This window comes from Hyphobacterium sp. CCMP332 (assembly GCA_014323545.1).
Taxonomy (GTDB): Bacteria; Bacteroidota; Bacteroidia; order Cytophagales; family CCMP332; genus CCMP332.
Genome location: CP058647.1, coordinates 182161 through 208361, shown reverse-complemented (window position 1 = coordinate 208361; position 26201 = coordinate 182161). Strand labels below are relative to the sequence as shown.

16 protein-coding genes and 1 tRNA gene are annotated in these 26201 nt (G+C 34.9%); 16 read left to right on the top strand and 1 reads right to left on the bottom strand.

Annotation, left to right across the window (positions count from 1 at the left end):
• The first annotated feature begins 31 nt into the window (after positions 1–31).
• From HZR84_00880 to HZR84_00865, 4 genes are all read left to right on the top strand, one after another.
• The gene (locus HZR84_00880; GenBank protein QNL20562.1) at positions 32–1822 is read left to right on the top strand and encodes a T9SS type A sorting domain-containing protein; all 1791 of its coding nucleotides are present in this window, start codon (positions 32–34) and stop codon (positions 1820–1822) included.
• A 6-nt stretch (positions 1823–1828) separates the two neighbouring features.
• The gene (locus HZR84_00875) at positions 1829–3256 is read left to right on the top strand and encodes a hypothetical protein (GenBank protein ID QNL20561.1); all 1428 of its coding nucleotides are present in this window, start codon (positions 1829–1831) and stop codon (positions 3254–3256) included.
• Positions 3257–3304: 48 nt separating this feature from the next.
• Positions 3305–4774, top strand: coding sequence for a hypothetical protein (locus HZR84_00870; GenBank protein QNL20560.1), 1470 nt, complete (start codon positions 3305–3307; stop codon positions 4772–4774).
• Between the two features lie 138 nt (positions 4775–4912).
• Positions 4913–5728 (top strand): SDR family oxidoreductase, encoded by an 816-nt coding sequence (locus HZR84_00865; protein QNL20559.1) that lies wholly within the window; start codon positions 4913–4915, stop codon positions 5726–5728.
• Here the strand turns inward: HZR84_00865 and HZR84_00860 are convergent, their stop codons facing one another.
• Entirely contained in the window at positions 5729–6388 is a 660-nt protein-coding gene (locus HZR84_00860; GenBank protein QNL20558.1) for an SH3 domain-containing protein, read from the bottom strand.
• Between the two features lie 140 nt (positions 6389–6528).
• On the opposite strand from HZR84_00860, the gene HZR84_00855 reads away from it, so the two are divergent.
• From HZR84_00855 to HZR84_00800, 12 genes are all read left to right on the top strand, one after another.
• Positions 6529–6601: transfer RNA gene (locus HZR84_00855), tRNA-Lys, on the top strand.
• Positions 6602–7052: 451 nt separating this feature from the next.
• A complete protein-coding gene (locus tag HZR84_00850) occupies positions 7053–8099 on the top strand; it encodes a hypothetical protein (GenBank protein QNL20557.1) in 1047 nt (348 codons plus the stop codon).
• 193 nt (positions 8100–8292) lie between these two features.
• Complete coding sequence (locus HZR84_00845) at positions 8293–9285, top strand: hypothetical protein (GenBank protein QNL20556.1); 993 nt, start codon at positions 8293–8295, stop codon at positions 9283–9285.
• 7 nt (positions 9286–9292) lie between these two features.
• Positions 9293–10519 (top strand): T9SS type A sorting domain-containing protein, encoded by a 1227-nt coding sequence (locus tag HZR84_00840; GenBank protein QNL20555.1) that lies wholly within the window; start codon positions 9293–9295, stop codon positions 10517–10519.
• Between the two features lie 40 nt (positions 10520–10559).
• Complete coding sequence (locus tag HZR84_00835) at positions 10560–12119, top strand: T9SS type A sorting domain-containing protein (protein QNL20554.1); 1560 nt, start codon at positions 10560–10562, stop codon at positions 12117–12119.
• On the top strand, positions 12112–21204 hold the full coding sequence (locus tag HZR84_00830) for a peptidoglycan DD-metalloendopeptidase family protein (protein ID QNL20553.1): 9093 nt from the start codon (positions 12112–12114) through the stop codon (positions 21202–21204). The genes HZR84_00835 and HZR84_00830 overlap by 8 nt, the downstream gene beginning before the upstream one ends.
• Positions 21205–21303: 99 nt before the next feature.
• On the top strand, positions 21304–21678 hold the full coding sequence (locus HZR84_00825; protein ID QNL20552.1) for a hypothetical protein: 375 nt from the start codon (positions 21304–21306) through the stop codon (positions 21676–21678).
• 247 nt (positions 21679–21925) lie between these two features.
• Positions 21926–23584 carry a T9SS type A sorting domain-containing protein gene (locus HZR84_00820; protein QNL20551.1) on the top strand — a complete coding sequence of 553 codons (1659 nt, stop codon included), beginning with the start codon at positions 21926–21928 and terminating at the stop codon, positions 23582–23584.
• 149 nt (positions 23585–23733) lie between these two features.
• Positions 23734–24396, top strand: coding sequence for a hypothetical protein (locus HZR84_00815; GenBank protein QNL20550.1), 663 nt, complete (start codon positions 23734–23736; stop codon positions 24394–24396).
• A gap of 3 nt (positions 24397–24399) precedes the next feature.
• The gene (locus HZR84_00810) at positions 24400–24762 is read left to right on the top strand and encodes a hypothetical protein (protein ID QNL20549.1); all 363 of its coding nucleotides are present in this window, start codon (positions 24400–24402) and stop codon (positions 24760–24762) included.
• Between the two features lie 187 nt (positions 24763–24949).
• Positions 24950–25465, top strand: a complete 516-nt coding sequence (locus tag HZR84_00805; GenBank protein ID QNL20548.1) for a hypothetical protein — start codon at positions 24950–24952, stop codon at positions 25463–25465.
• A 257-nt stretch (positions 25466–25722) separates the two neighbouring features.
• Positions 25723–26166 (top strand): hypothetical protein, encoded by a 444-nt coding sequence (locus HZR84_00800; protein QNL20547.1) that lies wholly within the window; start codon positions 25723–25725, stop codon positions 26164–26166.
• The last annotated feature ends 35 nt before the right edge of the window (positions 26167–26201 follow it).

The following is a 26201-nucleotide window of genomic DNA, read 5'->3' as shown; positions in this document are numbered from 1 at the left end:
ATTTACCTAGCACAACAACAAGATGTTTATAATGAAACTCAGGCTAAAAAATATTTTAGAGGCCGTAATTATTACGGTATTTTTTAATAACCAATTATTTTCACAAACTGATCCAGGCTTAAAAGTTTACCAATTTGAAGAAAGAAATCTTGAAGGAAATTGTGTTAAACTTTATAATAATGCGGAACTCATAATTGGAGGGAGAATTGATGATAATGTGCTGATAATGAGAACTGACCTCGATGGTAATATTTTATGGAAACACGAATATGATATTACAAATTTTGAGGATCGGGTTACCGACTTAGTTATTGAGGGATCGACTTTATTTGTAATTGGTCAAAATCAAACACTTCCTGGATTTAATAATGATAGGATTGGATTTGTACTGTGCATTGATCTTGCCAACAATAACAATTTAAACTGGGTATATGAAACAGATCGAAACGACCCAGATATTAGATTCCGTGGTGCGGCATTCGATGCAGTTCAAAATGTCCTTCGAGTAGTTGGAAGTCATATTGGTGTATTCAATTCAAATGCTTTAATGATTGAGCTGGATCCACTAAATGGCACTCAAGTGTATGAACGTATTTTTGATAATGCTCAATATCAAAACGGTTCTGATGATTTTATAAGTATTCTATATAAACAGGGCCTAAATTCGTCATTTACGTTTGGAAGATCTATGATTGCCGGAGGTAGTGGTGCAAGTAGAGCTACTTCCCTCGTACACAATCATACTCAAAATATTTTCACTGATGGTACCACTTATTTTGAAAATTGGTTAGATGGTCATAGGATGTATGGAAGTGATTTAGATTATGGAGTTGATTCTGCCACCTCCGGAGATGTATTGTCTGCCGTAGCAATTGGGGATGATAACAATGATAACGTTTATGAAAGTTATGTGGCTGTTATTGCCGACGGAAGTATTCAAGGTCATATACCAGGAGCGATAATGGGAACTTCTTATATGTATGACATAAGTCATAGTCAAGGATCTGATTTAAGATTTCAAGAAATTATTCATGATACACCTTTCCCAAATAATATTTCTTATTACATATTAGCAACAGTGCGTAATCTTAATGGCGATGTAGATCTTGCACTAATAGCCTTAGATGATCAACTAAGCAATTCAAATTTATGGGCTTACAGATATAATGTTGGACTTGATGAAAATTTTTCTATGAATTATAATTCTCAATTAGCCTATGACGCTAGTTCCAATATTGTCTACTTTACGGGTAAGACCAATGCATACGATGATGATAATTTAAGAACAGATTTGCTTCTATACAAAATTGATGGAGCAAATGGCAAGGCAGGTTACTTGTGTGGTGAAAAAATTGACTTATTAGAAACTATTCATACTATTTTTAATCCTATAAATTTCAATGATAATGAACCAACTATTGGATTAGATGTTAGCTTTTTTGACCAAAATGTACAAGATCCTCAAATTTTAGATAAATGTCAATGCTATAGTTACGGTGACTTCTCTCCATTTAAACGAGCTTATACTGTAGAGACACAGGAAGAAGGAATTGATGAAGAAGTAGAAAAACCTATTGATTTGGCTTCAATGAATGTTTATCCTAACCCAAGTAATAATAATATAACGATTTCCTTGTCAAATAAAGAGGCAAAAATTAGTGAATTAAGACTGATGGACTTTTTCGGAACTAGCTTTATAACAGATCAAAATTTAGCTGGCGACCATATGATTGATATTAGTAGATTAAGGAATGGTGTCTATTTCTTGAATGTAATAGATGACAATGGAAATAGATACTTGAAGCAAATAATTAAAAATTAATTCGATATGAAACTGCTATATTCTTTAATAATAGTATTCCTTTTTCAGTCATTAACATTTGCACAACAAAATGGACCGTTTATTAAGGTTGTAAGAGATCAAGCGGGCAATGATATGTCTGGGCACAGTCTTGTTTTCGATGATAATGGTGATCTGATTATTGGAGGATCTGTAGGCGACGATATTTTTCTTTTAAAAATGGACCCCGATGGTTCTATCATTTGGCAAGATCAATTTAATCTCACAGGGGACGTCGATGATCTTAAAGATTTAATATTTTACAATGGATCCATATATGGATGTGGATACAATAAAGTCGATAATAATAGAGCGGCTTTCGTATTTGAATATATTCCTGGAAACGGGGTTAATTGGTTGTTCAGCCCGAGTCAAGGAAATGTCGAATATTATTTTCGGGACATAGAAATAGATTTACAAAGCCCGACCCCCGGATTAATGGTATATGGTTATTGTCAAGGTTCTTCTTTAACCGATGCTCTGATTTTAAAATTGGACCTCAACGGAAATTTGATACCTAATACCGTATATAGATACGCAGCAACAATTAATGGAAATGTCACCTCAGACGACTGGACTAGTGCTGTTTATGATAATGGTAATTCGTATATAGCCGGTGCTACCATTAGGGGTGTTGACGAATGTTTCAGACGAATAACTTTATCCAAGTTTGATCATACTACAAATTCACTAACAGCCAATAAATTCTATTTCGAAAACACTTCGAACAGCAATAGAATGTACGGAAGAGACATAATTAAAAAGAATAATGGATATGCAATTATAGGCATAGGAACGGCCGGATGGGGTTGTGCAGGAAACAGTAGTGACAGATATGTTGGTTATTTAACGGAAATTGATGCCTCAGGAACAACTGGAATTCAAAAAAGATTTGTTGGGGATGCCGCAGTGGGTAGTGATCTCCGGTTCTTCGAAGTAGTAGCTTCAGGCACTGACAACCTCATTATTTTAGCAAGTTTTAATAGCATTAGTTCCGGCTTAGACCACATTTTATTAAGTGTAAAGAAAAATGCTTCAGGGGACAATTATATTATAAATTGGGCTAGAAGATATGACGCTGGTGCCGATGAAACATTCAATCAAAATACCAATGGTCAATTGGTAGTTGATGATATTAATGAGCTGGCATATTTTGTGGGACAAAGCAATGCTTATAGCAGTCAAAATTCAAGAAATGATCTTATCATCTACAAAGCTTCTATAAAGGATGAAGATGAGGGAATAATAAATGGTCTTTGTAGTCAGGAATTTATTATCAATTCCTATTTTGTAGATCATTTAGAATCATGGACTTTAAATTCAATGACTCCATTTAATTGGAAATTTAAAAATTTTACCACCCCTGCCCAATTGAATATCTTACATCAGGATGTTTGTTTTTGTGAAGGTTTTTAAACTGACATTCATTCGTACTACCCTTTTTCAGCACAAACTACGTTATATATGAAATATCTAATTTCTATTTTATTTATCATATCATGTAATTTTTCAATTGCTCAGAATGATTACTTTGTCAAAATTGTCAGCTCTACGGGAGCTAAAGACATGTCTGGTCATTGTATAAAAATGCATCCACAAAGTGGAAACCTGTTCATTCTTGGAAGTGTAGACGACAATGTATTGATTCTCGAAATGCAAACAAATGGGAATGTTGTCAGGAAATTAGATTTGCCGATTACGAGCTTTTCTGATATTGTGACTGACTTTGAAATAACAAATTCGGAAATAATTGCCGTTGGATATAATAGTAAGACAAATAAGGAAAGCTTTATTTTCAATTTTAATTTATCAACAAATACCTTCAATTGGAAAAAAGTATTAGGCGAAGCAAATAATTACATTCATTTCAGCGAGATTGAGTTAAAAGATACCGACAACTCGAAGTATTTGGTTTATGGTTATATAAAACAAGAACCGGGGGGAATTAACCGACAAGCCAACTCAAATTTGCAAAGAGCAGATGCCATTTATTTTGAAGTCGATTTGTCGACAGGAACAATCACGTCAAATAATATTTATGCTTTTGATAAAAACTTAAGTACCGAGACATGGGTTAGTGCAATTAATGAAAATGATAAGTCAGTAATGATTGGATCGATAATTACTGACGGGTTTTCTGCTGAAGCTAGCAGACGTGTTACAGTTGGAAGTGCTGACCATACATTAAATCCAAATGATCCTTTACCTAGTCCTTTTACTTTCAATAAGAAATATTACGAATATGATGGGGTTTATAGAAGAATGTATGGTCGTGATATATGTAGAGTAAGTTCTTCTCAATATGCTGTGATTGGAATTGGCACTAATGAAAGTCTGAATGCAGCATCGGATACGGTTTATAATGGTTATTTGTGTTCAATTGACCCCTCCAATGGAAACGTAATTCAAAAAGGAAATTTTGACCAAATGTTTTTTGAATTATTAAGTTCATATGGTGATAATCTACAGCCTTTTGAAATCGGACAATCAGGTACTAATTATATCATACTATGCACTATGGATGGGGTTGGCACTAATAAGGATTTTGTATTAATAAGTATTGATGAATTTTCTTATAATGTCAATTGGGCTGTAAGATATGATGCAGGTGGATTTGAAAAATTTATTTCAAACTTTAACTCACAATTAGTGATAGACGATGTCAATAATTCAATTTATTTTGTAGGAGAAACAGATGGGCTTAGCACAACCGGAAGAAAGGATTTAATTGTTCACAAAGTTCCTACTTTGAATGGTGAAATTAATGATGATTGTTTTTCAATAGTTGAATTAAATAGATCTAACATTGATATTTCTCTTGATTGGAATTATTCAGCCAAAGATGATATTCAGTATCCAGTGAATAACTACAACGAATTAATACCTAGAATTGAGACTATTGAATATAAAACATGTTTCTGCGAAGGATTCTGAAAAAGATATTTCCCTTTTAAATCCTATTAATTCATCATTTAAAATATGCATTTTAACCAGTTGATTATAGTTCAAGACAAACCAAAAGCTAGGTCCGCTCTTTATTGTTTGCATGCAGGGAATAATTATATTTGATATATGTCAGAAAATGGAAATCCTGTTGTCATTATAACTGGTGCTTCTTCGGGAATAGGGAAGGGTTGTGCGGAGGTATTTGGTAAAAACGGATACTCTGTATTTATCACGGGTAGAAATCCTGAAAAACTGGAGGAAGCGATTGCTGATTTGATCGCTAAAGATATTTCAGCAAATGGACTTGCTTGTGACGTCAGCCAATTTGAAGATAATGAAAAGATGTTTGAGGCCTGCATGAAGGTTTTTGGAAGAATAGATGGCCTAATTAATAATGCCGGAATAAGCATGAGAGCATTGTTTTCCAAAACCGAAGTGGAAGTCATTGAAAGACTTATGCAGATCAACTTTTTTGGAACGGTTTACGCGACCAAAGTCTGTATCGATGAAATAATAAAAAACGATGGATTTGTCGTCGGGGTATCTTCTATTGCGGGTTATAGAGGCTTGCCCGGCAGAACCGGCTATTCGGCTTCCAAATTTGCCATGCAGGGATTTTTGGAGTCGCTGAGAACCGAGTTGTACAAAAGCAAAGTTCATGTTTTAATTGCCTGTCCGGGCTATACTGAGTCGAACATAAGAAATACGGCCTTAAACTCAGAAGGCAAACAGCAAGGTGAAACACCCTTTGATGAATCCAAATTGATGTCGGCCGAAACCGTGGCAAAACATATTTTAAAAGCCATTATAAAGAAAAAGAAATACCTTACCCTGACCGCGCAGGGCAAATTAACCGTTTTTATGAACAAGTGGTTTCCAGGATTTATGGATAAGCTTGTTTACAATGCCATAGCCAAGGAAAAAGATTCCCCTTTCAAGTGATCAGAATTTTCTTACCAGATTTGATTTCACATAGCCTTGCTTTTCATCATAGGCAATAACCTTCCATACCCCCATTTCATCGAGTATTCTTACACGCCTTCCCTTTTCAGCTGTTTCCAGCACTTCGCTTCCTGAACTCGGCAGCGAATAAATCAAAGCATTTTCAGTAAGTATTCCATTTTGCCGGAAATCCGGAAGAAGGTTAATTAATAAACCACAAATTACCAACAAAGCCACCATTACCAAGGATGTAATGGAAGGTTTTTTATTATTGAAGTATTTGATGAGGGAAATCGAAGCAAAGAGCATGGCCAAAGCCAATACAATCCACATGATTTCGGATTTGTAGCGATTAAAGAGCGACTCAAAAAATCGCAGGTCATCGTATTTATAGCCTTTTAATTTATGCGCCTCTGCCAGATCGGAGATCTTGTCGATGGTTTTTTCATCGTAGCTCAGCTCATAATATTGGTTGAGATAATAAATGGCATTGGTATAATCATTTAGCCCTTCTTTGATGAATGCCATTTTTAACAGCATTTGTTCGGACTGATAGCCCGCATCATTGTAAAGTGAATCGTAAATATTAAAAGCTTGTGTATATTTTTTTTGAACAAAAAGCGAGTCTGCATGTTCAATAGACGATGCCTCTGAGGGCATTACAGCGAATAAAAAATAGAAGTTTAAAAGCGATAAAGAATAAAAAATATAATGTCTTTGCATTTTAATTCTGACTGTCTAAATTTGCACCCTGATTTTGCAGGAGGCAAAGATAATAAACCTCCTTTTTTTATTGATATGATTCGGTAGCTCAGTTGGTAGAGCAACGCCCTTTTAAGGCGTGGGTCCTGGGTTCGAGCCCCAGCCGGATCACGCGAAGCGCCCTGAATTGAACCGTAGGTTCTACTTCAGGGCTTTTTTAACCTCAGCACTATATTTTGTTGAGGCTTTTTTATTCCAATTATATAATATCTATTGTAGGCTGGGGCGAGATCGCCTTTATTTCATTACGGCGATTAAAAAGCAAGGTCCCGTTCGAGGAACAAGCATCTGGGATTTTATCCCGATCGAGTATAGCGAGTATCGGGGAGCCCCAGCCTGCTATAAAGGCGAAGTCCTTTAAGGCCGGATCACGCGAAGCGCCCTGAATTGAACTGTAAGCTCTACTTCAGGGCTTTTTTTAACCTCAGCACTATATTTTGTTGAGGTTTTTTTATTCCAATTATATAATATCTATTGTAGGCTGGAGCGAGATCGCCTTTATTAGATTTAAATTTCCAATCAAAAGAATAATAATCCACCCAATTTATTTTTCTTTGAATCAATGATTGCATTCTTACAAAAGTTTCTCTTATTTCTCTTTGTTCTTTTGCTTTTGTCTATTGCTGTAAGGAATACCATTCCCTATGCTTTGGAAAATGAAGAATTCAATAAAAAACTTCAGACTTACAAGGCACTGAAAAAGACAAAAGACATCAATACCCTTTTTTTTGGATCTAGCCGTATTTATCATCATATATCTCCGGAAGTTTATGATCGGTTAATGGCCGATTATAAAAGCGCATCTTACAATTTTTCACTGCCGGGAACTTTTAATCCGGAGTCTTATTTCCTTCTTGAAAAATTCCTTGAAAAGGATGTGAAGGATTCAGAACTGGATCTTATAATTATCGAACTGCAGTCTTTTAATAATCTTTATTCAAGAAATATATTTTCCCATAAGGCCAGCTATTGGAACAATTTCCCATATTATTATTATGCCTTAAATTTTATCATTAATTCAAATTTGCCTTTGCCTGAAAAGACCAAACTGCTAATAAAATACAGTATTAGTTTTATTTACCGTTTGTCTTCTTATCCCAAATTGTTTCAAAAACAAAAAACAACCAAGCTGGGCGATTCGAGGACAACTACCGGTTTTGTGAGTATTGATGATCAGATAAAAAAAAGACATCCAAATGATTTCCATAACAAAATCAGGGAAAAACGCCTTTCCGACAGTCTGGAAATTGAAAGGCGCTATCGCGCTTCGGGGAAAGTAAATGCATTGTTAAAGAATACCCGCTGCAATGAAGTATTGCAAAAAAAACTACAAACGCTGATTGAAAAAGCAGAGAAGAAAAACTGCCATTTGCTGTTTTTAATTCCACCCCGTCTTACATTAAAGGATTATCAGCAGACCCTGCCATTTATAAATTGTCTGCCGGAAAAAAACATTTTACAAATGGCTGACCGCGAATCATATCCTTATTTCTATCAAGCCAAATACATCATTGACCGCGGCCATCTCAATGGTGCAGGGGCTATAATTTTTACAGAGAAATTAACGGAACTTATCATTTCCAGTAAGATTAGCACTGTTTACAATTAAGAATTCTTGATTTTTTAATGGGAGTGATTGCTGTTATATAATTTTTATTAGTGATAATAATTAGAATTGCCCTGCTTGCTTAGTTTTTAGATTCTTGGCTTTTACACTTTCAAATTACCCTTACACTAAATAGTCATTTTCCGAATAGCCCTCTTTTATAGCTTAGCGATATTCATCAATAATTACATTGCTTATGAAAGCGCTATTATCTTTTGGCCTGATCGTTTTATTCGTCGCAACCCTTTCGGCACAAACCTGGCACTCGAAATTTGATTTTAACATTCAAAGTGAAGATGGAGGTGCCATGGCAACGGTTGGAAATGTGGGCATAGGTTTTTATTCCACCGAGTTGGATGTTCCTGCTACCAATATCAATCAACAGGCTCAAACCCCTTACTTGCCTCAAAAACAATTGCACATAATTGGATATGAAGATGAGGAAAACCCCGAATTTATCGCTCCAATACCGACTATTCGTTTGGATCACAGAACCATCGATGATAATGGTGCCGGCAATACGGGTGGGGGAGAACAAAGAAGCGGTGGCCCCGCAGGGATTTCTTACATGGAATATACGGCTCAGCAGCATGTTTGGGATTTGGAAAACGACGAAGGCATCCTTGGTTTTATCAAAGACGGCACGCATAAGGTAAAATACTCCGGCAATGAAGCCAATTTTGGAATGCCAGTTTCCGGAGCGGAATACGACCTCAACGTTTATGGAACGGTGAGGATTGGCTTGAATGCAAGTACGGCTCCGAATGACCTGATCGTTAATGGCCCTTCTACACTAAAGGGAATTCTCAAATCACAAAACGAAGCCTTTTTTGAAAATCAGGTGCTGATTGGCGACCCGGCGACTATATACAACGCTCAATCAGACCCAAATAATAAATTAATTGTACAAGGCACCGGCGTATTTCAGGAAGTGGTGGTGGATCATGTGAGTGAATGGAACGATCAGGTTTTTAATACAGATTATGATTTACTGGGGCTGTCCGAACTTGAAACCTTCATTTCCGACCATGGCCACCTCCCTGAAATTCCGAATGAAGAGGATGTAATTAAAAATGGATACGATATGGTTAAAATGGATGCCTTGCTGCTTAAAAAAATAGAGGAGTTGACACTTCATGTTATCGCACTTAACAAAGAAAATGAAATGTTAAAAACCAAATTAAAATAAGTGTGTCATGAAGGTTTTAGGTTCTATTCTGTTAAGTCTAATTGCATTTTCAGTATCATTTGGGCAAGGGTTGAATATCAGCTCCTGGACTTATAATTTCAGTTCGAATTATGATTTTTTTATTGATGACAATGATCATATCGTGCTCTCTAACAGTTCCGGGATTTACATTTACGATGATTCCGTTTTAATTCAGCAGGTATCCAATACGAATCGGCCGGCATCCAAAGGACGCTTTGGAAACATACTCTTTTCAGCAGACAACCACGGAATTACTTCGTGGACTTCCAATGGATCTTATACTTTCCCTGGTGACTCATCTTATTTCATTCCATTTCCGGTAACTATGATTCAATTGTCTGATGGAAGAATATTAACAGAAAACGGACTTGGAGATTCCTACGCTATTTTGGATTCAAATGGCATTACAGTATTGCCTTTGTCAAACACCCAGAGCTGTTACAGCGCCCCGATGTTGGAAATTAATCCTGATTTGTATTTGTTTGGGTACAACGGGTTCGTCTCAGTAGATTCTTTAGGCTATTATAATAAATCTACAAATACTGTCACAAGCATTGCCAGCTCTGATATTGTAGGTGCAAATTTTATCCTGGGTTATGACAACAGCATTGGGAATAAAATTTTCATGCATTATGTCGATGGTATTGTAGAAGTAGAGAATAATACGGTCCTGAACATAGAATATTTCTCGAGTCATGGTGTATCCATAAGTCACTTTCACTCCACATCAGGATTTACCTCACTTCCCAATAATAAATATGTGGTTATGGATACAAATTATTTGATGGTATACGATGGTTCAAGTCTTGTCATTTTTGATTCTACAATGGGCTGGAATGTTGGAAGCGGCTTATATGTAAAGGCAGATGCCAATTCTTCAGGTACCGTTTATTTTTCTATAAGGAACAGAATGTACAAAATCACGGCTCCAATCTTAACGTCAATTGACTCTGAAACTAAAAGACAAAAATTCAATGTTTACCCTAACCCTAATAATGGATCATGTGAAATTCACTCTTCTTTAACATCCGGTTCCTTTGAAATATCATTAATAAACTTACAAGGCAAAACAATATTTAAAAGAGTAGTCGCGAATCTTAATGGCAGCTTTCAATTTCCAAATGACCTTCGCGATGGAATTTATATTTTGAAGGCAGAGGAAGAATGTGGTGTGCATTTTTTTAATACAAAATTAATCTTAAAACGTGATTGATTTTTCCACATTCATTTTCAAAAAATCAATTTTTATTGGCTTGTTATTAGCAATTGTATTTTGTCGATCCAATGGACAGAATATTTCTGATCGACTTGAATTGGATAATGTCATTGCGAAATTCGATTCAAAAGCTTATCTCTTTTCTACTAATCTCAACAGTCTGGAGACCGGATTTGAATTCCCAAAAGGATCTGGTAATTCAACCATATTTGCGTCATCCTATTGGTTGACGGGGATTGATTCTTCAACGAATGCTTTACACAGTTCCTTTAAAACCTATCCAAATAGTTTTGACTGCTTTTTTGCAGGTCCTGCAAGAAACCCACCTTATAATGATCAAAGCAGGAATGGCATTTTTAAAATTTCAAAAAGTACGGTAATTGATTTCAATCAAAATTTTGGAATGCCCGGTTATGTCATTCCCTCCTCAATTATAAACTGGCCGGGAAATGGGAATGTCAATTCAGGGATGTCAAAAAAATTAGCACCATTTTTCGACTTAAATAATAATGGAAATTACGAATCTATTCAAAATGGCGATTTCCCATTAGCACTTGGAACAGAAAATTTATATTTCCTCAATAATGATATTTCGGGTAATAGAACAGGTCTTAATCCATCTGTGCCCGGACTTAATATAGAAATCAGGACCTATGCCTATGTACTGGAGGATGAGTATGATGCTTTTAAAGACTGTGTTTTTCTCAATGTAGTTTTAAAAAATAGAAGTCAAATTAAGTACAAGGATGTTTACTTCGGTCTCTGGTTTGACTTTGATATAGGAGGAGGAAGCGATGATTATATTGGCTGCGACAGTGCACTAAATGTGTTTTATGCTTACAATGCTGATAATTCAGATAACGACTATGGCAATTTCATTCCCGCTCAGGGTTTGATGCTCTTAATTAATAATTTCAATTCTTTTATAGGGTATAATAACAGTATCAATTCCATAAATGGCAATCCTCAAAATCCCATAGAAGCCAACAATTATCTGCATGGGCTATGGAAAAATGGAAATAAAATAAGCCAGACTGGAAATGGAACAGATACAATTAATACGACTTATACCAAATTTCTTTTTAATAATGGTGTAAATCAGGAAAGCGGACCGGGATATGATAAAAGAGCTTTAGGCAGTATTGGACCCTTCAGTCTTTCGCCAAATGAATCCGAGTGTTTTGACCTGGTTGTTTTTCCGGCACTAGATACCATTTCGCCAATTGCTTATTCCAGCGTAACCCAATTACTTAACAAAGCGGATACGATTAAGAAATTGTTCGATGTGGTAGGACAAGGTTGTACCTCCCCTCTAATTTCCGGCATTGAAAATTGGAATGAAAATCACGAAATGAATCACGTCTCTATTTATCCAAACCCCAGCAGTGATTGGGTAAATATTTTATCTGAAGACACATTTACCTATTGGAGTTTAAAATTATTTGCGGCAATGGAAGGGAAGGAAATATATCATGCAACCGGAACTGGTACAATAAGCCTGGCTATTAATCTAAATTCCTACCGGAAGGGTTTATATATACTTCAAATACATACCAATCTATTTTCTAATAACTTCAAAATTCTGATTTATGAATAAGCTATTAACAATCAGTGCGAGCCTTCTTTTTGTTGTCTTGCAGTCTAATTATTCATTTGGTCAAATCAAGGGTGGTAATATGCCTGGAATGGCTACACCCAATAAAGCAGAACCTTCTAAACTGGAAGTGGGAAATTATGTGGGTGATGTCAATATTTTTTCAGGTAATTATCAAAACACTATTCAATTGGGATCTGTCAGCACTCCAGGAGGGTTATCCTATACCACTAATTTGACCTATAATAGCAAAAATCAGGTTTCAAATAATCCCGAACACGTAGGAGGTATTCCATACGGAAATGGATGGACAGTCAGTGTACCCAGTATTACAGTAAAAACTGTTAGTAAGAGAATTTCAAAGAAGAATTTAAACAAGGCTAATAATTTACAATTCAAAAAAGAAAATTTTACCAATAAAGAACTTTATGAAGATGGTGAACCCTATTATTATTTTCCATTTCTGAGTATTCCGGGTGAAGTTTCAGGCCGCCTGATATTGAAAGAGAAAATAGGTGAAAGGGCTGTCTTTGTGTTGGACCAATTTGAAAAATATGTTCAAGCCGAATTTTTTAATGGGGTTTGGGATGTTATACTGGATGATGGCAGGGTTTTTACATTTGATTATGTTAAGAATAATTCAAGAAATGCCCCCAACAACAGACTGGATAGATTTAAATATGAATTAGTAGAACAGGATATTTTTGCCCTGGATTCTATCGATGAGATAGATACTGTCTGTATAAAATTTGATCCCAATGATCCAAATACTTGTCTGGAAGAAAACATCATTACCAAGTATGCCATGTCTAAAAAATTTCAAAATCAATTAACGGATCTAGAAAACAATATTAGCCATGACCTGGCAAAAACCATTAGGCCTGTTCTGGAGAGAACGGCATGGTATCCTTCTCAAATCTATGACCCGGGTAAAAGTGACCAAATGATTTTCTTTCAATATGAAACCTACGGTCAAATAAATTTTCATCAGGAATACCTACAGAATAATTTCCAGTTCTTTTTCCTTGAATATGTAATTGAAGATGTTTTTGGTCTTTTTCAGGGAAACACACACGATAGTGGTCTTTTTTCTTCATGGGATGCATCATACAACGTTCCCGAAATAAATGTACCTGATTTGTCCGGATTGTTGCCATACATGAAAGCCTATGACAAATTTACTGAAATGGGTTTTCTCGGAAATGAATCTCATAACTGTGGAACAGTATTTCGAGAAATTTTTTTAAAATCAATAATTGCCGCCGATATGTCAAACGGATATATACCGGTTGAAAAACTAGATTTAAACTATGAAAGTTTTGATGTGCAAAATTACGCTAATAACAATGCCCAATTTTCACTTCAGGAAGCCAATATGTTATTGTGGAAAAACGATCCCTATGTAGTCAGGTTTGACTCACTTTATTCTATGAAAGCGGTGTATCAAAAAGGACATATTGGTGATACAAATTATTTGCCATTCAATGCAAGTAGCGATATCATTTTTTCTAATTCCAATACGAATTATTGGACCAGGTACAGAAATTTGAGATCCGATGAATTCTTAAGAAAATGCCACCCTCAGGTAAGAAATAATACGCATTTTGACAATGCCAATGTTTTTGATAGCTGGAATGATCCAAACAATGGTATTTCGCTGATCAATGATCGCAACCCTTATGCACTAAATACAAATAACAGTCAATATTATTTTGGCAGACAAAAAATAAAACCTACTCATACATCCTTAGCCTTTGATCATAGTTTCCTGGAATCGGAACGAATACAGGGCCCTGATTTTGTGCCAGGTGATAATTATGAAATTAGAACAACTATTCAATCCAACGGGGTACAATTGGCCAATTTTGATATTGAATTAGTTACCGGCGACTTAAGTGCCTCAGATGTAGATGACTACATAGGAACTGCCGACGCGGAAGCAACGGTAAACGGAATTAATATATTTAGCAATTCAGGAAGTCCTACCAAAGATTATCTCGATCCGGAGAAGGTTTCTGCAATTCCCAAGTCCACTTCTTTTTTCAACACATTTAATAACTTGATTAAATGGAGTAGTGGATGGAGTTACAATAGCTCTAACAAAGTATATACGTCGAATAATTTTACCTTTCCAAGCTTGCCCAATAGCTTTAATGGTTTCCATGTTAGAATTGGGCCCGCAACTTCAGATCAGTTTTACAATTTTGGTTTAAAACAAATAGACCGATGGGACCTGGATGACTCTAACTCACCTTCTCAATTAATAAGCAATTTTAGTAATTACGAAACTTACTATTCACATTATAGAAATCAGATTTCACAAAGCCCAAATAATCCTCAATTTGCCTGGGGCAATCATTCGATTCACACTTATTCGCAATACAGAGATGATAAGCATTTAAGGTTATGGGATACGGATCCTATTCCGAATAATTTTGGAAATGGCTCAACCTGGTATATGATGGATAAAGCTCAGGTGGCAGGATTTGCACCATCCTGGTTGGAAAACAATTGGAACCCAAAAGACTATTTTCATCACAGATCCTGGTGGAATAACTTCCCTTTAGCCAATGTATATTGTAGTCCAAGTGGCAATCCATTGGGATCCTTTACGAATGCACCTACCTTAATAGATCATAATACTTCTCTAACTGCAATTCAGATTAACAGAATGTCTAAAAACCCATATGTACTTAAAGAAGTAAAGAAGTACAAACTGTCGGGTTATTACGATTACATGGCAGAATATTTAGAAGTGGATACCATTTGGGATGACAATTTATATGAGCATTTGGTTTTTGAATACGATATTGCCCAGGTTATAAACCCAGCTACTTACTCAAATAGGAAGCGAAATATTTTTTTACTTTCTGAGGTAAAACGAATCAATCTGGATAATCCCAATGAATTCATTGCGACTCAATTCGAATATCAAGTAAATCCTCTAATCAGCACAGATTTACCATGCCATACATTTTTCTCGAATTGCCCTTCATCTAATAGTAATTTGACATTTGAACTAGGAACAATTGTATTGTTAAACAAGATCATTGATAATCTAGGTGGAGAAACACTAATTGAATATTCTGAAGAAGAGCATGCTGTTTTTAGCAGTAACTTTGGTGAATTATGGGATTTTGGAATAATTAATAAAAAACCTGTTTACAACGCTAATGTTGAAACAATTCCTCCAAATATCATACAGGAAGTTGTTTATCCAGTGAGTCGATTAGGAAAAATAGATCAAAATGGAATTCCCAGATATAAGGATTATGAATTTGAAGGTCTTATCACAGATGGAAATATGCTTCAGTACAATTCACTAAAACTTATTAATTACAATGGCGCCACATTTCAACAATCAATTAATGGATTTGAAAAGGCTACCATTGAGTTGCCACCACTGGATCCAAGCATGGAAAATAAGCGGGCTAGAGTTGAATATGAACATTATGGGTCGTTTTCAAATCAACCAAATTATTGGACAGAAATTCCGGATGATCATCCGTACTTTTTCCTTGGGAAAGTTAAATCCAAAAAGGAATATGATGAAAATGGCCAATTGATCAAAGAGAAAAAATACACTTATAAAGCCACCAAGGCCTATGCTAATTACTATCACAGAAGAAAATTCTGGACACCATCAAGTTCCGTCTGTGAATCAGAAAAGTTAAATGCTAATTTTAATCCCGGTGATCAATCAAGCGCATTTGGTGAATACTATGATTTGAATCTTGTTAAAGACGGATTTGGGATGAGCCATGCCAATTGGTATTTAAAACCCAATGCTGCAGATATTCGGGTTTCACCATTTGAAGATCAAAAATTTATGGATTGCTATGATCCTCCGGGGGGAGATAGCTATTTTATCAGACTGGTTAAAGAAGAGGAATTTGATTATTATCCGGTAGATCAAACATCAGATAATTCAAATTCAAATGAAAGAATCATGGAGGGTGGAGAAATAGGATACTTTCATACGATCAAGGAATATTCGTATTACGATGCTGATGTATATGGCAGATCATCCAATGATCAGTATAAAAAATTACTTAGAAAAGGAGTTCAGGGTGATACCCATGACCTTATTTATTTGAGTGATGAGAATATGTTTTGGGATGACCCTTCAATTTTGCATAACATTCCGTCATCAGTCTTAGGTTACCGAATAGATAAAAGCTTTCAACCGAGTTGGCAATTAAGTGCAACAAAATCCTATACTGCAGATGAACCCAATAGCTATACACTTTCCGAACAGTATTATATGTTTGATTTACAAAAGCTCTACCGTTATAAAAAATTATACGGAATTTATCCATGTGAAGGTGAATCTTTTCCAAGTCCTAAATTTATTAATGATGTCAGGGAGGATGCATGGATGATTAAATTTCACTATGATAATTTAAAGAGAAATGCTCTGTTTCAATCCATAACCACAAATTATAAAACCGGCTCGGAGGATGTTAAGAGAATGGAATTTTTGACCTATTCCGATTATAAAAATGGTGTAATTTCCATAGATCCTGATGATTATAATATAGAGTACAAAAATATACCTCAGGAATTTTGCGATTTACTAAGCGAATCGGGAGCAAATGGAAGTTCAAATGCAAGAGCTATTAAAAATCGTGCTCCAAAAAGAAGTACCTATTTGTACAATAAGTTAAAAACAAGTTATCTAAATTCGGGAATTTGGGAAGAATACCTTATTGACGAAAAAGGTATGAAAATTAAAGATCTGGCAAACAAAGATCAGGATGTAGACAATGTGTTTCTCAATTTAAGTGTATTAAAAAGCGTGCATATTGCTGTTGATGACAATAGGCGCAATGAATACAATGATCATTTATATAGTGATCATTCCAATTCATTAAGGATCAATGAAGATTTTTTATTTTATGAGGATACCGAAATTGAACTAGAGGTTCCTAATATAAAAGTCAGGCATTTACCCGATGGCAGCATTGAATATTATTCTGACTCAGTAATTTTGGTTACAACCAATAAGTTTATACCAGTAATTCCATATCACAATATCAAATATGCAGATGTCATAGGTAGAAATAGATTTGGTCAGACCATGATCATGGATGATCAAAAGGAACTCAGAACTTTGTTGGAATTTCCCGGAAGAAGCTATACATGGATTACAGATCCTGTCAAAACCATGAAAAAATACAAATATGCGGATGCAGCAAATGGTGATTATACCATTGTTCTAAAAGATGTGACTTGTCGATACAGGGTTATGAATTTTGGTCAATTTGGGGTTCCTGATTCCAAAATTGAAGGTTTTGGGCTCGATGATGCATTAAAAACAAAGTATTTCTTTGATAGAAGGTATAATTTAATCAAATCCATAGATCCCAATCAATTAGTCACAGAATTTAAATACGATGGATTCAAGCGATTGAGTGAAACAAAGGTGAATGGCAAAATTACCAACAGCTACAAATACAATTATTGGAATACGCATGAGCCGGGTTACAATAATTATAATTTCATTGAGAAGTCTAATTACAATTATGTAGATGCCTATACTCATTATGAGGACAGTACAGCCTTGTTTTCAAGAGCTCATTACGATCCTCTTGGAAGGGAATTTCACAAGTCAACCAATAGCTATAATTTCAGTGATCACATTTTTAGTTCTAAAACTATACATTCAGGTAGTATTATTTATGATGCCTGGGACCGGGCAATTAAAAATTACAAGCCATTCAAGAGTCAAAATAATGCAGTAGATCCGCTTTCTAATTTCTCTGGATATCATCAGGAAAATTTATTAGAGGCAAATACCAGGGGATTAACTTTTCGTACTGCAGATTTTGGTTTAGATATTAATGGAAGTCATGCTATACATTCCATAACTGAAATAATTGACAGAAATACGCTTCAAAGCAAAGTAGAAGCGAGCAATTCTATTTTGAATGAAATCGCACCGGAAACTGAGCAAATTTTCAAACAATTAACTGTAATAGACCAGGATGGTAAAAAGAACAGGGAATTTCAAAATAGCAGAGGTCAAAAAGTAGCGCAAACCAGCTATTTAGATAATGCGAAAATCAATACATATTATGTCTATGATGCAGCGGGAAATCTTCATAAATCAATCAATGATAAAGGGCAGATTCGCGAATTTTATTATAATTCTCTGGGTTTAATGTATAAAAAAATCGACCCGGATGCTGGTGTTAGCCTTACATGGTTCGATGAAAAAGGAAATATAGAATACATCCAGGATGAAAATTTAAGAGCTGAGGGAAATGGCTATATAAGAAAGCTGGAATACGATCAATTTGGAAGAATAATAGCACAAAAAAAATACAGTCTGGTCAACAACATTTCTGCGAATTATGACTTTTCTACTGATCTTAAAACCTATTCTTATGAGGAAGGAGGAACTCAGTTCCAATTGGGGAATTTCAAATATGAAAAACGCCTGGAATATGGAAAACCAAAATTTGTTAAAAATTATATACGCGATGAGTTATTTGATGAATATTTATGTGGTTTATATGCCAGAGGAAAACTGACAAGAACAGAGGGATTCGATGAATATGGCAGGCTTATTGAGCTTAATCATTATTTCTATAATTTAAATGGTTTGCAAAGTTCATATGCTTCACAATTCAATCCGAAAGGTATAAGTGCTTCAGAAGCGGGTATAATCAATCGCATATATTATACTTATGATCGACAGGCCAGACTAATCAACAAAACCATCGATCTGAATACAGATGGGATCATCGACTATAATTATTCATTGCTTTACGATCATTTTGGACGATTGGCAGAATTGCGAGGTGGATTAAATAAAATTCTGACTGAAAATCAAAAGATGCTCAGTTTTGTCTATGACGACGTTAAGGGACACATATTAAGAAAAAAATACTTTTTTCATGATGGCGGATTGACTAATTCTCAAATTGATGAATTGAATTATAGCTATGAGCCAAAGCGCGAGCGATTGAAAATGCTGGATAGCGAATTAATGGATTACCGTTTATATTACGATGACGATTCCATAGAATACGAACAATTCAAACCTTTGGGTTCATCAGCTTTTGCAGGGGAGTACCTGACCTATTCAAATAATTATAATGGCAATATCAATGCGATTCAATTCACTTCAAAAGATCCTAGTGCCGCTTGGAAAACATTTTACGGATATCATTACGACAAGGCCAACCGATTGGTCAAAGCAGATGCTTTTATAAAACAGGAAGTGGGAGAAGAAGATGATCCAAACAGCTATTCACCGGATGGGCCGAATAGTCGTTACAAAATCGGTGATGCCTTATACCAATACGATGAAATAGGTAATCTTGACTATAAAGACATTGGAATATGGGGAAGCAATGGAAATATGGTTGATTATTTAATTACAGATCCGGAATTGCTTTCTGCCAATAACAAATTCAGAAATGCCAATGGTATAAACAATGCCTTCACTTATGATAATAACGGTAATGTTACTATGGATCTTATCAACAATAATGTATTGTATTATGGTAGAGCTAATCTGCCACATACATTGGTGAGCAATGGAATAAATACTACTTACATATATAACAGTTCCGATATAAGGATATATAAAGAAACTGATGATGGCGGAAGTAAAACCGGGGAGTATTATTTCAGAGATCAGGGCAATCAAATACTTGCCGTATTTACAAAAAATAATAATGGTCTTTCAGATTGGAAGCATTATCTCTATGGTATAGAAAGATTTGGCAGTTTCGATCCAAAAATATCCCAGAAGCCTACTTTTATGGGATACGATTTCGTAGCAAGCCGGGCCATTGCTCAGGCAGGTAATTATTTACTGGACAATACTAAAAAGTACATAGACAATAACAATTTGACCAATGAATTGCTTTATGAAAATCTAATACTCGGCGGTGGGGATGTAGAATTTTCCGATGTAAATTATTGTAATTCACAAGCAAATATTCCTTGTTTAAATCATGAATTTCAGGATGATTTTCTTGATATTAAAGGCGCAAGAGTTATCTTTAAAGCTAATACAGTGTTAAAACCCGATGAAGGTTTTAAAATAAGGGTTGGCGCTATAAAAATTATTATCAGCGATTGCCAAGCCTCAAAAGACCTGCTAATGGCCTATCAGGATTCCATAATGCAAAATGCTACCTTTTATCAAATGGATCATTTGGGTAATACCCGTTTGGCTTATAATGTAGAAAATACTGACAACGCTTTTAATCGTACCCTCAGCAATGTCATCGATTATTATCCTTTTGGAAAAATTTTGAGAGAGTACAGTCTTCAAAACGAAAAATTCAAATTCACCGGAAAAGAGCGCGATGCCGAAAGCGGCTATGATTATTTTGAGGCCAGGCTTTACGATTCGGATTTTGGAAGGTTTTTGCAGGTGGATCCGCTAGGGTCGAAATACCCGGAATTTTCTCCTTTTAATTATACTTTAAATAATCCAATAGGTTTAATTGATAAAGATGGGATGGAACCTGGAGACCCATTATCTGAAATGCAGGTTCGAGATAATCGAGCTAGCAATTTAAATGGTAAAGTAAGAAATAATGGCACTCGAGTTCATCAAGGTTTTGATCTACATGCCAGTGAAGGAACCAACATTCTAGCAGTTAAGAATTCCCAGGTTTATAAGGTAATTTGTGATGAATCCGAAGGAGGAGCATATGGAATTCAGCTTATTTTAGAATATAATAATGAGGAAGGAGAAAAAAGGTATGCACAATATGCTCATTTAGCTGATGTATATGTTAAAGAAGGTGATAATGTAGCAGAAGGAGAAGTTGTCGGAATTACTGGAGCATCAGGAAATGCAAGTAGTAGCTCTCCTCATTTACATTTTGAATTAAGAGATACAAATTCTCCAGGAAGAGGATTAAAAAATAGAGTAGACCCAAATGAAGTTCTGGATACAAAATTTTCATCTCAAAATGCAGGTGGAAACCAAACCTTAACTGGTGTAATAAAAACTGAGAAAGATGGAACTCAATATAAAAACAATTTAGACGGAACTTCTGAACTTTACTCAGTGCCAAATCCTCCACCTGTAACTAATGAAATTGATGGAATAAAATAAATAAAAATGAAATTCAAATCTCTTGTAGTCCCAATATTAATCATCTTAAGCTTTTTTAGTTTCAGGTTTTCCTCTAAAGATTTTAACCAAAGGAACTGTATGATTGTACTGGATTCAATGTTTTCTGACTCAGATAGTAATAGCTATACTTTCAGAATATATATTGATGTCGATTCGGAAAGAAAAGTAATATGGAGCTATGAGGTCATGGATTATTCCGTGATAAGTGACAGTTATTTTCAAAACGACAGTATGCAAAGTTTTACTTTTTATTCATTGCCTTCCGGGTCAAAATGGTCGGTTTTTCAAATTCAATCAAAGGTATTTCTAACTGATTTTTATAATAACAAGGCTACAAATGATAGTATAGATTTTAAATCGATCAGTCGTGATCCTGAGAAAGTCAGGATTATTAGCGGGGATGGTTCAGAGAGCTATTTTGTAAGTGCAAGATTAATTGGAGAATGTGATTAAAGACAGAAATCACATAATTCATGCCTCAGTTCTAATCCTCATCAGCCCCGATTGATAAATATAAGAGGAGGGCTTGAGCGCTAACGGTGCGAGGGCTAATCAGCTAAGTAGCTCTTCGAAGACTTAGAATTTAATAAATCTTCTTTCTTTTTTTACATTGATAACCTTATTGGGCTACTAGCACATACATTTTAGAAATAAAGAATAAAGAAGGAAGATTGTTGTTCAAGGACAAAATCATTAAAAAATGAAAATAACCAGTCTCGTACTCCTTATTTTGGGATTTATTGTTAATGCATTATGTGCTCAAAGCATTGTTTGGGAGAGAGTTATTTCACTTCCAAATGATCAATCATTCGTAGCCATTGCAGAAGCTGATAGTGGATTTTTTGGCTTTGGCCAAGGAGAAGATCCCACAGATTTTAATGAGTGTTTGAAGTTAGACACAGCGGGAAATCTGATTTGGAGAAAACCGCTAGGAATAGGGCCAACAACCAGTATAAGTGGAGATATGGTCAAGGTACCAGGTGAATACGCTTATTATGTAAGTGGTTTTTATAGCCAGGGAGGTTTTGGAAATGATTTCATAGCTAAAGTGGATACCAAAGGCGACACAATTTGGGTATACAGGTATTCTTCATCAGGGATATATCAAACATGGTACAAATTGCTTGCACTTCAGGACAAAAGTGTCTTGAGCATAGGATATAAAAGCCAGTCTGGTACCAATGAAGATATCTATATCAGAAGATTGGATAGCACAGGGAATCTTATCTGGGAAAATAACTATCCTGTTTCGGGAAATCAAAGAGCATTGGATATAACAGAAATGCTTGATGGAAGCTTTATAATTTCAGGAAATAGCAACGGAGATAATTTGATAATGAAGATAGGGTTTGATGGGACATTGAAATTTGATACCATTTATGCTGCCCCGACACAATCGACGGGGTTTATTAGAAATTTTGTATCGCTTTTCCATGGAAATGACATTTTACTAACATCAAATTTTAGTTCAAATGGATGGCTGATAGGGGAATACAAATATTTAAATGAAAATATTAATCAAATTTCAAATACAAACACTTCAGATTGGTTGAGGTCAAATTTTAATGTACTAGCTGATTCAACATATCTGGTATCAAGATCGCCTAGTTTTGACACCATGCTTATTTCTACCTTTGGGTTGACAAGATCGTTGCTGCAAGAAACAATAATCTCTATTGGTTCTCCCAGAAAAATTATTTTAAATCAATATTATGCGAATAATGCATATTATCTATCTGGGATCTACTTAAGTGGATCAGATCAGGATTATTATTTATCTAAGCTGTCCGGAGTTACAAAGGAGTGGATTCCGGACAGATGCTCCTATCAACCTCCAATAGCCGGCTTTGAATACGAATACAACTATCCTGTACTCACACTCAGAGATACCTCCTCAGGCGGTTTAAAATACCTTGATACGGTTTATACATGGCAATGGACTACAAGTGTAGGAACCAATGGAACGGATGACAGCCTTATGGTATTCTTTGATACAGCTCTCTCTTCCAGTATAGATATTGAACTGGTTATTGGGAATTGGTATGGATGTACAGATACGGTGAATCAAACTTTGGTCTTGGGCGAAACAGGGCTTGAAGTATTTAGAGAGTTAGAAGCGAAGGTATTTCCTAACCCCGTTAGAGATATTTTAAATGTATATATCGAGGATGTTCAGGATGAACTGGTGTTCAATCTTTATGATCTTCAGGGAAGGCTCAAATTCAAAAAAGGACTTCATCAGGAGGAGAGTACCATTTCATTATCTGTTCTGCCACAGGGGCTTTATATTTATGATATTAGAAGTGAAAGACATGTGATTCCGATTGCTAGCGGAAGAGGGAAGATTATTAAAGAGTAGTTTTATTTGGGCGCCCTCGTACATCTATCGCTCTACCTTTCGCTTATACGAGGGCGAGTTTGGGGGGGTTTTTGCAGGTGGATCCGATGGGGGCAAGTTTTTCAAGTTTGACTCCCTTTTCGTATTCTATTAACAACCCTATAAACTTTATGGATCCTGACGGAAAAAGACATATCGCACTCGGTCCAAATGAAAACCCTAACAGTGAACATACTGGAAATCATGTCGGTAATGAAGAAAAAGAAGAAGTACAAAGAGATAATTCTAAGATAACAGTTGAAAAAACTACAACTGAAAACTATGGAAATTATAAAACTAAAAGTGAGATTTCAGGCAATCCAGAAAACATTTCAAATATTTCCGACTTTAGCTCGACTGTTTTGGCTTCAAGTATGAGAGAATCAAACACGAAATCAATAAATGTTACCAGTACAGTTAGAACACCAGAACAACAGTCAGCTGCTATGTATAATAACATAATAAAACTAGGAGCTACTAGTCAATATGCATTATATGGTTCTGCGGGAGATCAAGTTATTAATGTATTTGAAAATATGGGACCAAATTGGAATTGTTCTAAAAGCGAAACAATTAAATCAATGACTGACAAAATTAATGAAATTGGGCCTGAAAAAGTTTCAAATCACATAGGGGATCCGAGCAAAAATAATATTATTGATGCTGTAGGATCTAATGGTGATCAACTAAGCGGATCATTTCATAATTCGTTAATTAATAATACAAAAGTTCAAAAACTTTTAACTCCCTATAATAGTAAGGATCCTGTTTTTCATATTGAAATTAAACAATAAACAATGAGAATCTTATTAATAGTTTTTTGTGTAATTATTTTTATAATTCAGTGCAATTCAAAATCACAAAATCAGACAAAATTTAATAATCAAGAAAATCAGACTGACTATCAAAATTTTAAGTCACAATTAATCGGTGTTTGGGGAGAGCAAGGTGAAGAAAATGCATTGTTTCAAATAAGTAATGACTCCATATACTATTTTGATCATATGGACAACCCGCTGGCGTATGAACTTAAAGAAGGTGTATTGGCGATAAATTATTCAGGACAAATCTTGAAAAACAAAATAGTAAAACTTAATTCTGATACGCTCCAATTTATTAATCCCTCAGGTGAACATATAAAACTTTATAAAAGAAAGTAATCCAAGTTTTAAAAAATAGATACTCATTTACATTATGAAATAAAAATGGAAATGTATTAAATCCTAGATTATCAAATCCTGGATTAAGAAATGCGCCTGGCATGAATAATGCAAGGTTAATTCAAAAGTTAAATAGCGCCAGAATTGAAAAAGAACTAAGAACCCCTAATCACTCATATTTTATACCATGAATATCGTAGTATATTTTATCGTTTTGCACATTAGTTTAACAAGCTATTTTGATAAAAACTTATTATTCGGCGGGTATTATGAAGATTCCCAAAATACCTATACTGTTGTAGATAATGCTTTTTCATCAAGTCCCTTTGATAGTGAAAAAGTGAAAAACAAAATTATTGAAGATAGTTTCAATTTAAGTGTAGACACACTTTTAAATACTCATTTTGAAGGTGAGATTAATATTTTACTTAGATATAGTAAAAACCAGGATTGTGTAGCTAATTTGATTCAGTCCAAAGATAAGACCTTTATTGTTGAGGTAATGCTAATGGAAAACTGCTTTAAGTTAGAAAAGGATATAAATATTGGAATGACTGGAGCGGAGCTTTTCAACATATGGGAGATTAATAAAACCCATATCGATACGCTGCACATTTCTGATGATGAATCATGGAATAATCATTATTTTATTGTAAAAAATGATTCTTTAAAAGAGATTCATTTCAATTTTGGATTTGATTGATTATTCCCTTCACTTGTCCCTCAATTCTGACACACGTCAAACTGGACTTTTTTGCATAAACCTCTTTTAATTAATATAAAGGTCCGAAAGGCTCATAGCTGTTTTTAGATTTATAAATTTACTTTAAATAAACTAAATAGTGTCGCGAAGCACAGCTTCTAGTGTTTTGAGAATTCAGGTACTCTCAGGGCAATTAGCATATTTCAAAAATCGAATAATAAATTACTTGGATACAGCGTACCATAAATCGATCTATTATGAAATTAATTTTTCTTATAATATTTAATTTTTGCGCACTGTCTTGCTTTATATCTAATGATACAAACCAAGAATTAGAAGAATTTTGGATTGATTTTAAAAACTCCATTTACAATAAGGATATAGAGGGTGTATCAAAAAAGATTGAATTCCCACTAAGGGAGGCTCAGATTTTTGTAGGTAGATATGATGAGAATGGCCTTAGGAAAGATGAATTTGAAAAAGCTTATTCTAATTTTTTTAATACCAAGGTGTCAGAATTAATAGCCAATAGCTCTATTACGCAATTAAGTGAAGATTCCACTAACACCCATTTGTACCCAAATGCATACAAACTCATTTTAGAATTGGACAAAGATGAAGATGAGGAATCGCAATTAATCCTTTTTTTGGGCAAAGTAAATGGCGAATATAAGATTGTATATATTATTCTAGCCGAATAGGGGTTGAAGAATGTTTTTATAATTCAATTCATCAT